11 protein-coding genes are annotated in these 15,237 nt (G+C 41.6%); all 11 read right to left on the bottom strand.

Annotation, left to right across the window (positions count from 1 at the left end; translation table 11 throughout):
- Positions 1 to 516: 516 nt before the first annotated feature.
- On the bottom strand, positions 517 to 1,629 hold the full coding sequence (gene spoVE / locus L3V42_RS08195) for a stage V sporulation protein E (protein WP_235761646.1): 1,113 nt from the start codon (positions 1,627 to 1,629) through the stop codon (positions 517 to 519).
- A gap of 72 nt (positions 1,630 to 1,701) precedes the next feature.
- A complete protein-coding gene (murD, locus tag L3V42_RS08200; protein ID WP_238471742.1) occupies positions 1,702 to 3,051 on the bottom strand; it encodes a UDP-N-acetylmuramoyl-L-alanine--D-glutamate ligase in 1,350 nt (449 codons plus the stop codon).
- A complete protein-coding gene (mraY, locus tag L3V42_RS08205; RefSeq protein WP_238471743.1) occupies positions 3,048 to 4,031 on the bottom strand; it encodes a phospho-N-acetylmuramoyl-pentapeptide-transferase in 984 nt (327 codons plus the stop codon). Before mraY ends, murD begins: the two co-directional genes overlap by 4 nt.
- A gap of 17 nt (positions 4,032 to 4,048) precedes the next feature.
- Positions 4,049 to 5,434 (bottom strand): UDP-N-acetylmuramoyl-tripeptide--D-alanyl-D-alanine ligase, encoded by a 1,386-nt coding sequence (locus L3V42_RS08210; RefSeq protein ID WP_238471744.1) that lies wholly within the window; start codon positions 5,432 to 5,434, stop codon positions 4,049 to 4,051.
- Positions 5,435 to 5,436: 2 nt separating this feature from the next.
- Complete coding sequence (locus tag L3V42_RS08215) at positions 5,437 to 6,909, bottom strand: UDP-N-acetylmuramoyl-L-alanyl-D-glutamate--2,6-diaminopimelate ligase (protein ID WP_235761650.1); 1,473 nt, start codon at positions 6,907 to 6,909, stop codon at positions 5,437 to 5,439.
- A gap of 62 nt (positions 6,910 to 6,971) precedes the next feature.
- Positions 6,972 to 8,894: a stage V sporulation protein D gene (locus L3V42_RS08220; RefSeq protein ID WP_238471745.1), complete on the bottom strand. Its 1,923-nt coding sequence runs from the start codon at positions 8,892 to 8,894 to the stop codon at positions 6,972 to 6,974.
- Positions 8,895 to 8,975: 81 nt separating this feature from the next.
- Complete coding sequence (locus L3V42_RS08225; RefSeq protein ID WP_235761652.1) at positions 8,976 to 11,249, bottom strand: penicillin-binding protein; 2,274 nt, start codon at positions 11,247 to 11,249, stop codon at positions 8,976 to 8,978.
- 11 nt (positions 11,250 to 11,260) lie between these two features.
- Positions 11,261 to 11,638, bottom strand: coding sequence for a cell division protein FtsL (gene ftsL / locus L3V42_RS08230; RefSeq protein ID WP_235761653.1), 378 nt, complete (start codon positions 11,636 to 11,638; stop codon positions 11,261 to 11,263).
- The gene (gene rsmH, locus L3V42_RS08235) at positions 11,638 to 12,615 is read right to left on the bottom strand and encodes a 16S rRNA (cytosine(1402)-N(4))-methyltransferase RsmH (protein WP_238471746.1); all 978 of its coding nucleotides are present in this window, start codon (positions 12,613 to 12,615) and stop codon (positions 11,638 to 11,640) included. Before rsmH ends, ftsL begins: the two co-directional genes overlap by 1 nt.
- Before the next feature lie 286 nt (positions 12,616 to 12,901).
- Complete coding sequence (mraZ, locus tag L3V42_RS08240) at positions 12,902 to 13,333, bottom strand: division/cell wall cluster transcriptional repressor MraZ (protein WP_235761655.1); 432 nt, start codon at positions 13,331 to 13,333, stop codon at positions 12,902 to 12,904.
- A gap of 207 nt (positions 13,334 to 13,540) precedes the next feature.
- Complete coding sequence (bshC, locus tag L3V42_RS08245) at positions 13,541 to 15,157, bottom strand: bacillithiol biosynthesis cysteine-adding enzyme BshC (protein WP_238471747.1); 1,617 nt, start codon at positions 15,155 to 15,157, stop codon at positions 13,541 to 13,543.
- Between the last annotated feature and the right edge of the window lie 80 nt (positions 15,158 to 15,237).

Genomic DNA, 15,237 nt, shown 5'->3' on the forward strand with positions numbered 1-15,237 from the left:
AAACCTGTTTATAAATTCGACTTTGTTATCAGGTTATTAGAATTATATCATAGATTAGGATGTAATCGATAGTTTACTTGTCATAGATTTGAAAGTTTTTACTGGTAAAACAAATAAACCTACACTTTCACTAAAGTTGCTACTGCCTTGCATACTCATTTTCATGTTAATCGGAATTAATCTGAAGCAGATTTAGAGGAGATTCAGATGCTTCAACTGAAAATCCGCAATCTCTGGAGCATGTACCCGGGCATAACTATTAAAGTCTTTTTTTCAAAATGACTGTTGAACGCTCTCATTCAGCGTAAGTGTGCGTAACTCCGAAACTTTCTACTGGAAGTCCGCAGTCCAGACACCTCTCGCTTTCCGCAGGCGGCTTCAGAAGTGCCCGCGGAAAGCATCCGTCCACCGGGCAACTGAACGGCGATTAGAGAGTGAACCATGAGAACGTGCAAAATACTAACGCTGAATGAGAGTAAACAGTAAAAAACAGTTTTGCGCCGGTTGTCTCAAGTGCTATATTTTGGAATGGATGCTGATGTTCAGAAGGATGCCTACGGAGCAGAGGGTGAGTGTTAAGGATGAGCCCCCGTAGCTTAAGAATGGCAGAGTGATTCCTGTGACGGGTATGAGGCCGATAACGACGCTAATATTTATCATCACCTGTATAATTAACATCGCCACAATTCCTAAAGCTAAGTACCTCGCAAATGGATCAATGGACTCTAAAGCTATTTTAATTCCACGCCAAAGCAAGACGAAAAATAACAGAATCAATCCTACTCCGCCGATGAAACCTAGTTCTTCTGCAAGAATCGCAAAAATGAAATCAGTTTGCGGTTCCGGTAAGTAAAAGTATTTTTGTAAGCTATTGCCCATTCCAAGCCCCATCAGCCCTCCAGGCCCGATCGCATACAAGGATTGGATAATTTGAAAACCATCACCAAGAGGATCTTCCCAAGGGTTAAGAAAGGCAACAATCCGGCTGATCCGGTATGGTGCCGATATAATTAAAAAAGCAAATCCAATCAAACCGATTAAGCCTAAACCTACAAAATGGGAGATTCTTGCACCAGCAATAAAAAGCATGATGACGCAAGTGAGTACTAATACAAGACCAGTGCCTAAATCCGGTTGCAGCATGATTAAACCAAATGCTGTAAAGATAAGGAGTAAAGAAGGCAGAAAACCTTTCGTAAAAGAAGTGATATATTTTTGTTTCTCTGATAAAAGTGCAGCAAGAAAAATAATCAAGCCCAGTTTCATAAATTCAGAAGGCTGAATACTAAACGCACCAACACCTATCCAGCTGCGCGCCCCTCCTCGAACCATTCCAATTCCTGGTATGAGCACAAGGATAAGTAAAATAAAACAGCCAAGCAGAATAAAATTAGAGTACTTTTTCCATGTTGTATATGGGATAAGCATAAAAAAAAGCATCGCCACAAAACCAACTCCTGCAAACAAGAGCTGTCTTTTTAAATAATAGAACTCATCACCGAATTTATAAAGCGACCAAACATGTGAGGCACTGTACACCATCACGACCCCTACAATTAAAAGCACAGCAATAACAGTAAGCAGCAAGGCATCTGGTCGATTTTCAGCCTTCGTGAGATTCCTAAGCATGAAAAAACCCCTTTCTCAAAAGAATGGGGGCAATTCAAATCTATTATCACAAGCTTCATGTTGTCCAAGCCCCTACAATAGTTTATGCACGGCTTGAATAAACATGTCACCTCTTTCTTCAAATGTACGATATTGATCCCAACTCGCACAGGCTGGGGACAGTAAAATTACATCATTTTCTTCTGAAATTCCGTAACCTTTTTGAACAGCATCTTCCACATTTTCCGCTGTTAAAACAGTAGAAATCCCAGCTTCTCTTGCCACTTCTTTAAACTTTTCTTTCGTCTCTCCAAAGCTTACAAGGCCTTTTACATTTTTCAAATGAGGAATCAGCCCTTTTAGATCATCCCCACGATCCAGGCCGCCTGCAAGTAAAATCGTTGGCTGTTTAAAGGAAGCTAATGCTTTTTCCGTAGCGAGCATATTTGTCGCTTTTGAATCATTATAAAAGTATCGGCCCTTCAAATTTGTTACATATTGAAGACGGTGCTCTACACCTACAAAGGTTGTTAAAACTCTTTCAATCCCCTCATTCGTTGCACCTGCCAATTTCGCTGCACAAATCGCTGCCAGGATATTCTCTAAATGGTGCTCACCAACGAGAACAATTTTTTCCACGTCGATAATCTTCTCGTTTAGGAAATAAATCGCTTCGCCATCAGACCAGGCACCATTTTGAACTTCCTTTGCAGTAGAAAACGGAATTCGTCTTGCCTTTGTTCCAACTACTGCTGACGAGATATCCAGATCGTCAGCATTATAGATTAAATAGTCATCTTCTGTCTGGTTACGGAATATATTGTATTTCGCTTGCTTATAATTTTCGAGTGATTTGTGATAATCAAGATGTGCTTGATAGATGTTTAAGATGACTGCAATATTCGGTCGGAAATCTATTGTACCTTGAAGCTGGAAAGAAGACAGCTCTAAAACTAATGTTTCATCATCTGATAAACTTTCCGCAACCTCAGTAGCTACGATACCGATATTACCAGCTACTTTAACCTGTTGCTTGCTTTCCTTTAACATTTTAGATGCTAGGGTCGTGGTTGTTGTCTTTCCATTTGAACCAGTAATTCCGATTAATGTACCTGGAACAAGCTGATAAGCTATTTCTATTTCCGTTACGATTGGAATATTTCGCTTAACCGCTTCAACTAAGACAGGATTATCATAGGAAATACCCGGGTTTTTAACAACGACCTCAATTCCTTCCAAGACAGACAATGGATGGGAACCAAGAACCATTTCTGCACCGAGTGCTATAAGATCTTGCACCACTGTTGATTTAGTCGTCAATTGCTGGTCGTTTACCCTTACTTGTTTACCGTTTTTGAGTAATGTTTTTGCAGCTGCTGTTCCACTTCTCGCCAAGCCAAGAACAAGCACATGATGATATGGAAAAGCTTTTAGTTTTCTCAATTTAAGCCCACCTCAATAAAAATCCCTAATGCGGCAAACACGAGGCCAACTAGCCAGAACGTTGTTACAACCCGCCATTCCGACCATCCCATCAACTCATAATGATGGTGTAATGGGCTCATTTTAAAGACGCGTTTACCAGTCGTTTTAAAGGAAATCACTTGGATAATAACAGATAACGTCTCAATAACAAAGACACCACCGATAATAACAAGCAGTATTTCCATTTTTGTAAGAATTGCTACAGCGGCAATTGCTCCGCCAAGTGCAAGGGATCCTGTGTCACCCATAAACACTTTAGCAGGATGAGCATTGAACACAAGAAAGCCTAGCAGTGCTCCTGCTGCTGCCAATGAAAAGACCGCGATATCGTTCTGCGGCATCCCGTATAATGCTAAGATAGCAAAAGCACCAAATGCTATAGCTGCTGTTCCTGCAAGCAGTCCATCCAATCCGTCCGTCAAATTGACAGCGTTAGAAGAACCAACAAGCATAAAAATAACTAAAATGGCATAAAACCAGCCAAGTTCCCATTGGATGTTCGTCCCTGGGATTTGAATATAGGTTGAAAAATCATTTGCCTGTAAAACGAAAAAGAATAAAAGAGCAATCACAATTTGGCCGATTAATTTCTGTAGTGAGGTTAAGCCGAGATTCCGTTTCAGTGCGACTTTGATGAAATCATCCAGAAAACCTACGAGACCGTAACCGAATAGAACGAACAACAATAGCCACATTTCGTATCCGATTGCTCCGCTCACTTTCCAGATCATGATCAGTGAAGTAATAATAATGCTTAATACAATCATGATCCCACCCATCGTTGGTGTACCAGTCTTTTTTTGATGTGATTCTGGTCCTTCTTCGCGAATACTTTGTCCAAACTTTAATCTTCTTAAAAATGGAATGAAAAGCGGCGAAAAAAGAACAGTAATTAAAAATGATATCCCTATCGTCATTATTAAAGTAGTTATACTCATATCAAGTTCCTCCTCAATTACTGCTCCTTATCTTCTTGCTTCATCACGATAGTTTCAACCATTGTTTCAAACTGAAGGCCACGTGACGCTTTAAATAAAACAAGACTCATCTTTGTAAGGTGCTGGTTTAATTCGTTTATTAATGCTTCTTTTGTTTCGAAATGTTTACACTGAATTTCACTTTCCTGAACACTATCCGTAATTAATTTTGCTTTTTCTCCATATGTATACAAATGAGTGATTGGAGAAGTAATCACTTCGGCTACCGAACGGTGCAGTGCATCTGCATAATTTCCCAGCTCGAGTATATCTCCTAGTACAAGTATTTTCGTATCGAAGCCTTCCATCTGTTTAATTACTTCTATCGCTGCTTTCATCGATGTTGGAGAGGCGTTGTACGAATCATTCACAATGGTTGCCTGATTTTGTTTTGACTTTAATAATTCAAAACGCATGGCGGAATGTGCCAGCTCTTTTAGGCCTGCTTCCTGTTTCTCTTCAGATATATGCAGTAACTCGGCAATCTGAAGCGCGAACCCAGCATTTTTTGCGTGATGCTTACCAAAGAGAGGCACTTGGAAGCGGCGGCCGTGAGCATTTGTGAAAGATGTCCCATCCACTGTAATATCTACGTCATCCAAGCGGACCTCATTATCCGCATTAAAGCCACAGTTGATAACATCCACTGAATCGTCCGTATGTATAGCTTGTAAGAGAGGTTCATCACCATCAACAATCAACTTGCCGCCTTCTTTCAGCCCATTGATTATTTCAAGCTTGGCTTTGGCAATCCCTTCCCTTGAACCGAGGTATTCGATATGTGATTCCCCGATATTCGTAATAATTGCATAATCCGGCTTTGCAATTTTCGTCAATACATCAATTTCACCGTACCCGCTCATTCCAAGCTCGAGTACAAGCACTTCCGTATCGCGGGGCATACTAAGAATTGTCAATGGTAAGCCGATATGATTGTTCAAGTTTCCTAATGTAGCATGTGTATGGTAAGTTGTCTTCATAATCGCGGCTATCAGGTCCTTCGTAGTTGTCTTCCCATTAGATCCGGTAATCCCAATCACAACTGGATTAATCTTGTCTCTGTAATAGGCAGCAATTTTTTGCAGACCTTCTGTTGTGTCTTTTGTATAAAAGACAGGAAAATCAAGCGGGATGGAAGGGGGTAACTTCTCCAGCTCATCCCACAAGATTGCGACCGCACCATTTTCTATCGCTTGTTCGACATAATCGTGACCATTAAACTGATCACCGACAATCGGGATAAACAAAGAATGATCCACTTTCGACCGGCTGTCTGTTGTAATTCGGTCGATTGCAATTGAATCATCAAGTGATTTTCGATTGTTCGTAAATAGTTGCTTTAATTCTTTTACTGTAAATAACATCGTTAAAACTCCTTATTTAAAAACGCATTTTTAGCTACAACACGGTCATCGAATGGATACTTCCTGCCATTAATCTCCTGGTACGTTTCGTGACCTTTGCCTGCGATGACTACAAGGTCTCCAGCTTCTGCAGCGGACATTGCTTTTTCTATTGCCGTCAATCGATCGATGATGACTTCATAATTATGGACATGCCCATCGAAAATCTGGACCATGTCGTCAAGAATAGCTCGCGGGTCTTCCGTACGTGGATTATCAGAAGTAAAAATTGCATAATCTGCGTGCTTGATTGCTTCTTGCGCCATGAGTGGCCGTTTTTCCGGATCACGGTCACCCCCGCAACCAAGTACACAATAGAGCTTACCTGTTTTTATTTCTTTACATGTTTCAAGAATGTTTTTCACCGCATGAGGAGTATGCGCATAGTCCACAATAATACCAAATGGCTGCCCGAAATCAACCGTCTCGAACCTGCCTGGAATAGGTGGGACAACCTCGAACGTATCTTTAATAATATGCAAAGGAATCCCGTTAACCAATGCAGCAGATCCCGCTGCAAGCATATTATAAATGTTAAACTTCCCAGTAAGCCTACTCGTAATTTTAACCGTTCCGACCGGTGTTTTCAATTGAAATATTGTCCGGCCCGGTAAAAGCTCAATATCATAAGCCATTACATCTGCTTCACGCTCGATACCGTAAGTTACGATTGGAAAAGCACTTGTTTTTTTCAGCGTTTCCGCATAATGATCGTCTGCATTGATAACGGAAAACTTCCTTCTGCCGTCATAGGTATTCCCGAGACGTGAGAATAATTGACTTTTAGCAAAGAAGTAATTCTCTTCACTCTTATGATAATCCAAATGATCCTGCGTTAAATTGGTAAATATTACCGTGTCAAAATCACAGCCGTACACCCTTCCCAAATCAAGACCATGGGAAGACACTTCCATTATTACTTGTTCTACTCTTGAATTCTGCATATCATGAAAGAGTTGTTGGAGGATGAGCGCATCTGGAGTTGTATTACTTGTTGCACTGTATCGGTCACCTACTTTATTGTGAATGGTGCCAATCACACCGGTCTTTTTTCCAAAATGGTTATACAATGCATCGAGAAGGTAACTGACGGTTGTTTTTCCATTTGTTCCGGTTATCCCAATCAAGGGGAGCTTTGTCGAAGGATAATCATAAAATGTATTTACTATAATTGCAAGAGCCCGTACCGAATTATTTACATAAATGACTGGAACCGTGCTTTTCACTCTTTTCTCTGCAATTATGACCTTTGCTCCCTTTTCAATCGCATCTTGGACATAGAGATGTCCATCTGTCTGGAAACCTTCTATACAAGTGAATAGACTCCCTGGCGTTACACGACGCGAATCTGTATGAATAGCAGTAATCTCTATCTCCTCAGATTCTGTCGTTAAGCTTATAAATGGCAGCGCCTGAATCAATTCTCCTAATTTCATCGGTTCACCCTTCTCCTAAGAACTATACCGATGGGAAAAGGATGACAAATCTGCAGGCTTGATTAGTCACTTAAAAATATCCGCACTTTCGCTCCTTCCATCACTTTTTCACCTGGTTTTGGAGCTTGATCAATAATCTTTCCGCCACTTCCGCTAACATCCACAGATAAATTCAGCATAAACTCTGACAGTTCTTGTGGTGTTAGACCAATTAAATCCGGTACTTCAACAAGCGGTTCCTCTGGCCACTGATATTCTTTCTCCAGACCATCTGAACGCTTCTCAACATCCATAACCGGCAAACTATCACCGATAATCTTGCCGACAATTGGTGCTGCAACAACCCCTCCAAATTGAACTGTATTTTTCGGGTTATCAACAGCTACATAGACGACAATCTCCGGATCATCGGCTGGAGCAAACCCAATAAAAGAAACAATATAGTTATTTTGCATATAGCGACCGTCCGGACCTACTTTTTGTGCGGTTCCTGTCTTTCCTCCCACTCGGTACCCTTCAACATATGCAGGTCGGCCCGTCCCCTGTGCAACTACAGATTCAAGTGCATATCGCAGTTCTTCGGACGTTTCCTCCGCAATCACCTGATGCTTAATGGTCGGTTCAATTCTTTCGACAACTTCTTCTGTCACCGGATCAAGCCATTCAGAAGCTATATACGGCTCATATAAAAATCCGCCGTTAACAGCAGCTGCTACAGCCATGACCTGTTGAATCGGAGTTACAGACACACCTTGACCGAAAGCTGTCGTAGCAAGTTCAAGTGGGCCTACATTCTCAGGATTAAAGAGGATTCCATTTCCCTCTCCTTCCAAATCAATCCCTGTTTTCTTACCAAATCCAAATGCATCAATATAAGAAAACAATCTCTCCGTACCAAGCAGTTGCCCTAAATTCACAAATCCAGGGTTACAGGAATTCTGTACGACTTCAAGATAACTTTGGTGACCGTGTCCTCCTCTTTTCCAACAATGGATATGAGTTCCAGCAACATTAATATCTCCATCATCATCAAAATGATCTTCATGAAGATCAACTATCTTTTCTTCCAATGCAGCAGCAAGGGTAATGATTTTAAAAGTAGATCCCGGTTCATATGTGCTCCAGATTGGAAGATTTCGGTCAAACACTTCCGCATCTGCTTCCTGATAATATTCTGGATGAAAGTTAGGTCTTGTCGTCATTCCGAGAATACCACCAGTTTTCGGGTCGACTGCGATGGCCATAGCGCCGTCTGGATTATACTTTAGAGCAGCTAAGTCCATTTCCCGTTCTAAGATTGCTTGTACTTGGGAATGAATCGTCGTTTTTAAATGCAACCCATCCTTTGGTGGGGTATACACGTCCGCAAGTGTATCTAACCGGTTACCACGTGCATCGGAAAAGAATGATAAACTGCCCGCCGTCCCGTTTAATTTTTCATCATAATATTGCTCTAGACCCATTAATCCCTGGTTATCGATACCAGTAAAACCGAGCACATGGGAAAGGGAAGTTTCATAAGGGTAATGTCTTTTCGAATCTTTCGCCAAATAGACACCTGAGAGATTTAACGTACGAATTGCTTTCTCCTCTTCAGCCGAAATCTTAATCCCCTCCGGCCGGATTGTCACACTTGAAGCCTGTCGTGTAATCGTTTCATACACTTTATCAACTGAAGTGCGCAGCACTCCTGCTAACGCTTCTGCTGTCGATTCAGGATCTGTTACTTGCCGCGGAACAATTGTAACGGTTGGAGCCGTCACATTTTCAGCAAGAGGGGTTTCATTCATATCTAATATTTTCCCTCGTTCTGGAGCAAATTGGATATCCCTTGTCCAAAGTTCATTCGCTTCTTCAAACAATTCGTCACCCATTACAAATTGGACATAGGCCAACCTGAGTATGATGGTAATTAAGATAATTAAGGCAAAAAGAAAAACAGTAACGATTCGTTTTTTGACTGTAATCGTGGATACGCGTTTCATACTTGCACTCCTCTTTATAGATAGGCTTGTATCCACTATATGAGTTTCAAAAAACGAATAGAACACTGTTTTCCTTTGTCTTTATTCGTTTATTTCTTCTTGTTCCACTTGCTCTTCCTGTTCTCCGTCTGATGTTTCCTCTTGCTCTTCGTCACCTGGAATTTCTTCCCTTTCTTCCCCAGGTGGTAACAACTCGATGCCAAGATAAGCTCCTTTGCTTAACGCCGTTCCTGGTTCAACGCTTTGCATCACAACATACCCATTTCCAAAGCTTTCAAGTTGTAAATCCATCATGTCTGCCAACTCGACAACTTGACGTTTCGACCAGCCCATGATGTCTGGCATAGCCGGTTCATCTGTAATTAAGATAATATGTTTTGTTGGCAAGGTTTTTTCTCCTGCTGTCACATTCGCTTTCGTGACCTTTGTTCCACTACCAACCGTCGTTACGTTAAACCCTTTTTCTTCAAGTTGAGTGGTTAATTGTTCTGGATCTTTCCCATTCAGTTCAGGTATTTCAACCCGTTCAATTTCCTCTATATCTTCACCGTCCGGATCAATATTCAGGTAATGTAAACCATTTTCCATAACATTTTTTACGATAAAGGAAACGGGTTGGGATCCATATTCACCAGCCTCAAGATCTGGCTGCTGAACAGAGACAAACATGACTAATTCCGGGTCTTCAATCGGAGCCATTCCTAAAAACGAAAAAATCATATTTTCCCTGCCACTTAAATAACCGCCCCCATCCGGATTAGGGATTTGAGCTGTCCCGGTTTTCCCGCCTATAGTGTAGTCTTCCAGACGGAATTGTTTCCCTGTACCATTCTCCCCTTCAACAGCACGCTGTAATAATCCACGCACCTGTTCGGCAGTTTCAGGCGATATTGGTTCTGATGTAACTTCCGGTTCATTCCCGTCAATTACTTCGGATGTTGCGGGATCCACAATTTTATTGATGACATACGGTTTTAACATTTTGCCGTCATTTGCAATCGCTGTTGCTGCTTTCATCATTTGGATTGGCGTCACTGTACTACCTTGCCCGAAGGAGGTTGTCAGTTTTTCACGCGGCCAATTATATAAAATCTCGCCTGTTATTTCTCCTGGTAAGTCGATATCTGTCGGTTTATCAATATCAAATGCATGCAGATATTCTAAAAACTTTTCCGTGCCAAGCTTCTCCCAAACGAGCTTCGAAGCCGCAACGTTTGAAGAACGTTCAAATCCTTCATCAAACGAAATGGTTCCCCAACCCTTTCCTTCGTTCACATCTCGAATGGGGATGATTTTCTCGTTTACATTATATGTTCCGGATAGGTATTTTTCATCCCCGTTATAGACGCCCTCTTCAATGGCAGCAGCCCACGTGAACATCTTCACGGTTGAGCCTGGTTCAATTGGTGTCGAAATAACGTCATTATACCAATTCTGTACATCTGCCGGATTATTCGGGTTATAACTTGGTCGGCTGCTCATCGCAAGGACTTCGCCGGTTTTCGCATGCATGACGACGGCAGTCATCCGCTCCGGGCTATAAGAACTCTCTACAGTAGACATTGCCTCATCAACCAATGTTTGGATTTTTTGATCAAGCGTTAAGTATACATCGTTTCCGTCTTCCGGCTCTTTAATAACTTCATTTGGGTTTAGTAGTTTCGAATTATACAAGTCTCGTTGATAGGAGATATAGCCACTCTCACCTCGGAGCAGCTCATCCATTTGCTTTTCCATACCGGTAACGCCTGCAATTTCAGACCTTATCTCCCCGTCCTCATCCTCGAATTCTGATTCTCTAGCAAATCCAATGATGTGGGATGCGAACATACCGTTAGGATAAAAGCGCATCGCTTCCTCGTCAAAGTATATTCCTGGTAATTTAAGTTCCTCGATTTCTTCTTTTTTGTTTTGGCTAAGTTGTCTTCCAGCATTACCAAATTCCACTTGAAATCGTGGCGGGTCTGCATCAAGTCCTGCTTGTAAGGAATCGCGGATCATACTAGCATCCACCTCCAAGATTGGAGCAAGAGCTTCAGAAGTCTTGTCCACATCCACGACATGCCGTGGTTTTTCTGGGTTTTCCGAGTATGCTTCATCAAGAACAGCGAATACACGGTATGTCGGCCGGTCATAGGCGAGAATCATACCGTTTTTATCGAGGATTTTCCCTCGTTCTGCTGGAAGTGTATAAGAAGCAGTCCGTTTTTGATCCGCCCATTCTTCTAGTGAGATATTATTTACTTCTCCAGTCGCCTGGATATAAATAAACCTGCCCGTTAGAACGATAAAAATCGCCACAAAAAATATAATCAGTATTCCCGCCATCATATGTGTCGTCTTGTTTTTCCTCATACGATAACCTCTTACTCCTGTTCTACTGCTTGCGCTTGTTTTACCTCAGCATTTTGAATGGTTAACCCATGTGACTCAGCAATCGAGATAATACGTTCTGGACGGGATAGTTCTTTCACTTCGAAAGCAAGACCTTCATTTGCGATTTGTTGTTGCTGGACGGATTTTTCAAGCTCTTGCATTTCCCGATTTAAAGCGTCAGTCTGAGAAGATAAAGAAACCATAAATACACCGGCGATGATTAAGCCAGCTGCAATCATCGAATAAATGACTTTTTCTCCCTTCGTAATCCAACCTTGCTTTTTAACTTTAACGGCTACTTTTTTCGGTTCACGATTTGGATTAGGAGACGGATTCGTGTTCCAGCTCCTCGCTTGATTTGCACTCATTATTTTCTCCACCCTTCCTCGTATACAAATGCTTTATCCCATTTTTTTATTTTCTCTACGATTCTTAATTTAGCGGAACGTGATCTGCGATTTTCTTCAAGTTCACTTTCCCTCGCTACAATTGGTTTTCTTGTAATCAACCGAAACGGCGCTTCATGTTCTTTCGGTATAATTGGTAAATTCCGTGGTGTTTCTTTCGCTGTGCTCCATTTTTTGAATGCCTGTTTGCATAAACGGTCCTCCAGAGAATGGAAGGTAATGACAACAACTCTTCCGTCGATGCTTACGAGTTCTGCTGCCTGATGGAGTGCATCATTAAAAGCAACCAACTCATCATTTACTGCAATTCGTAATGCTTGGAATATCCGCTTTGCAGGGTGTCCCCCTTTTCTTCTTGCGGGGGCAGGAATTGCTTCTTTAATGATTTCTACAAGTTCAGAGGTTGTCTCAATCACAAAGGTCTTGCGGTAGTCTTCAATTTTTCTTGCGATTTGTTTAGAAAACTTCTCTTCACCATATTGGAAAAAGATGCCGACTAACTTTTCATAAGGCCACTCGTTTACGATTTCCTTGGCTGTCAGTTCACTCTCTTGATTCATCCTCATATCGAGTTCCGCATCCTGATGATAACTGAACCCTCTTTCCCCACGGTCTAACTGTGGGGATGAAACACCGAGATCAAATAAAATACCATCGATTCGTTCTCTATCAAGCTTTTCTAATTCCTTACTGATTTCGCGGAAATTTGCATGAATAAAGCGAATCCGATCCTCGTATGGTGCTAATCTTTTTTTTGCTGCTTCTAGTGCATCAAGGTCCTGATCAAAAGCGATAAGGAGCCCATCTTTGTTCAATCTTGATGCTATTTCTTCTGAGTGGCCTCCGCCACCAACTGTACAGTCTACGTATGTACCATTTGCCTTAATATTCAAGCCTTTAATTGTTTCCTGTTTCAATACACTATAATGTTCAAACAAGCGATCACCTGCTTCAATTACTTCTATCAGCGTCTAGCTCCAGCGCCCAGCGACTAGCGGACTTCCTGAACATCCGTGGGATAAAGAAGAGTTGCCAATTGGCTAAGACATGAGGCTTAGTCGCACTTATACCCTTGCGGTGAAAGTCAACATCAGCTCAAATCTAAAGGAGGGCCGACTAAGTACAGGCCAAGACCCAACTCACGTCTACCCCTAAAGAGGCATGCTTCCTATATCTCCCACTGTCCAGTCCGTACGTCGCTAAACGGTCGCTTGCGCTTTTGTTTTAAATATCAAAATCCAGTAGATTTTCAGCAATCTCAGAGAAGGATTCCTCCGATTCTTCCACGTATTCTTCCCATTTATCACCAGACCAAATCTCCACTCGTTCAGAGACCCCAATGACAACACATTCTTTTTCCAATGCGGCATATGTTCTCAATGTGGATGGAATATTTATTCTTCCCTGTTTATCCACTTCGCATTCAACTGCACCAGAAAAGAAGAAGCGGGTAAAGGCTCTGGCATCTTTTTTTGTTAGGGGGAGTTGTTTTAATTTCTCTTCAATAATCTTCCATTCGTTCATCGGGTAAGCGAACAAGCATTTATCAAGACCGCGGGTCACAACAAAAGTATCCCCGAGTTCTTCACGAAACTTGGCGGGTACAATCATTCTGCCCTTCGTATCAACGTTATGCTTGTATTCCCCCATGAACATATTCTTCTCCCCACTTTCGTAATATTATATTACCACAACCCTCCACTATCCTCCACTTCTTTTTCGTTAATTTTTAACTTTTTCGCTTAAGCTAAAAATAATTAGGGAAATAAAAAAAGAGAAAAGCTGTTATATCAATGTTTAACAGCTTTTCTCTTCTCTTTTTCAAAAGTGGTGGAAAGTGGTGGTAAATGATCCCAATGGGTATTATAAATAAACAACATAGTGTGAGTTTTGGAAAGAAAAGGAAGAACGGGTTACTTCCGAGATAAACGATACACCATATTCATTTAAAAACGGGAAAACATTCCACATCCGTTCTTGCAACCCTTCTTCCGGATGTGTCAATAATTGAATCTCATCAAATTGTGCAAGGTCTTTCGCATACTTCTCTTCCAAAGCAAGTTTCATACGGCGCTTTAGAAACTCAATTTCTCTTTGTACGTAATGAAGATTTTTCTCTGCAAGTGCCCCAACATCATCTCGGATTGATTCTGCCGTCTTTCGAAGCGGTTTATGGGCTTCTGCAATTGTATTCTGCAAATTCTTGGCTAAATCATCAATTGGCGGCTCTTGTTTCGTTAACAGCCATTGTTCCCTTTTCGCCGTGCTTCCCTCGTTAACTGCTTCCTCGACAGTTAAATCTGTGGCATATAAGGCTTTATTGATTGTTTCAGGAAGATAGGTAAATGAAAGTCTAGGCAATACAGGAGGCATTTTCAAATCCAATGCACGGAATGCTGGCTTAAGCAGGGCCCAGTAACTAATTTCTCCTGGTCCACCAATAAATGCAAGTGTGGGCAAGAGGAGTTCTTGCATCACCGGCCGCGTAACAACATTATTACTAAGCTTCTCTGGATTTGTTTCTGCAAGACTCAGTAACTCCTCTGTCGTCAGCTCGATTTCATCTTGCTTACCTTTCCATGTGCCTTGTTCTGTCCGGCTTAGTAAAATTCGTTCTCCATCTAAATGATAGAATAGATGACCATCTGCTGGTTCTAGTTCAAGTGCAGCTGTGTAGCCTTGCTCTTCCAGTTCCTTTGCAACCTCACAAACACCTTGACTGATTTTTGGCTGATTCTCAATCATGCGGACAAAATAATCCTGCTCAATATTTCGGATGCGTTTGTCTGCTGCATCTATCAAGATAATACCTTCTTCTTGAAAAAGCTTATGAATGATCCTGGCAAAGAAATCAGTGAAACTTACAGATTCCCGCAGCGTGTCCGTCACCATTTTATAAATATCTTTCGTATGTATTGTTTCCGGAAGTTTAGAAAAAAGTTCATCGACCCATTTTCCAGCAAGTTCCTGATCGAGTGTAATTTCTGTGACAGGAAGTTTTTTATAATGGGATTGCTTGAGTGGATACTTGTTCAGTTCTGTTCCTTCAGGGAAAAACACATGATTGACTTCCTCGTAATCATGATCTTCTCCAGCTATCCAGAAAACCGGTAATACAGGTACGTTTAAACTCTTTTCCTGTTCTCTTGCAAAATGCAGGATAGAGATTATTTTATTAATTGTATAGAGCGGACCTGTAAGCAGACCAGCTTGCTGCCCTCCCACAACGACAACACTTTCCGGGTTCCGCAGCTGTTCGATGGCTTTTAACGTTGTTTCTCCTGCGCCCCAGGCCGTGTTCCGCTCTGCAAGAATCGTCGCCAATTCTTCGCGTTTGAATGTTCGATTTCTTAACTCATTCATCCTTTCATCCATTGCTTCAAAAGGATGATAATCAAAAAATTGCATAACCGATCTATTGTTTCTATAATCAGTGATCAACTGACCTTGATTTCGTATATTTACCGCGTCGATTCGCATCTGATTCTACTCCTTTATCACGCATTAACGGTCTGCAATACCTCCACCCTTAGACAGGAGAAAAGCCCAAAGTATAAAGA

The sequence above is a fragment of the Oceanobacillus alkalisoli genome, assembly GCF_022213125.1.
Lineage (GTDB): Bacteria > Bacillota > Bacilli > Bacillales > Amphibacillaceae > Oceanobacillus > Oceanobacillus alkalisoli.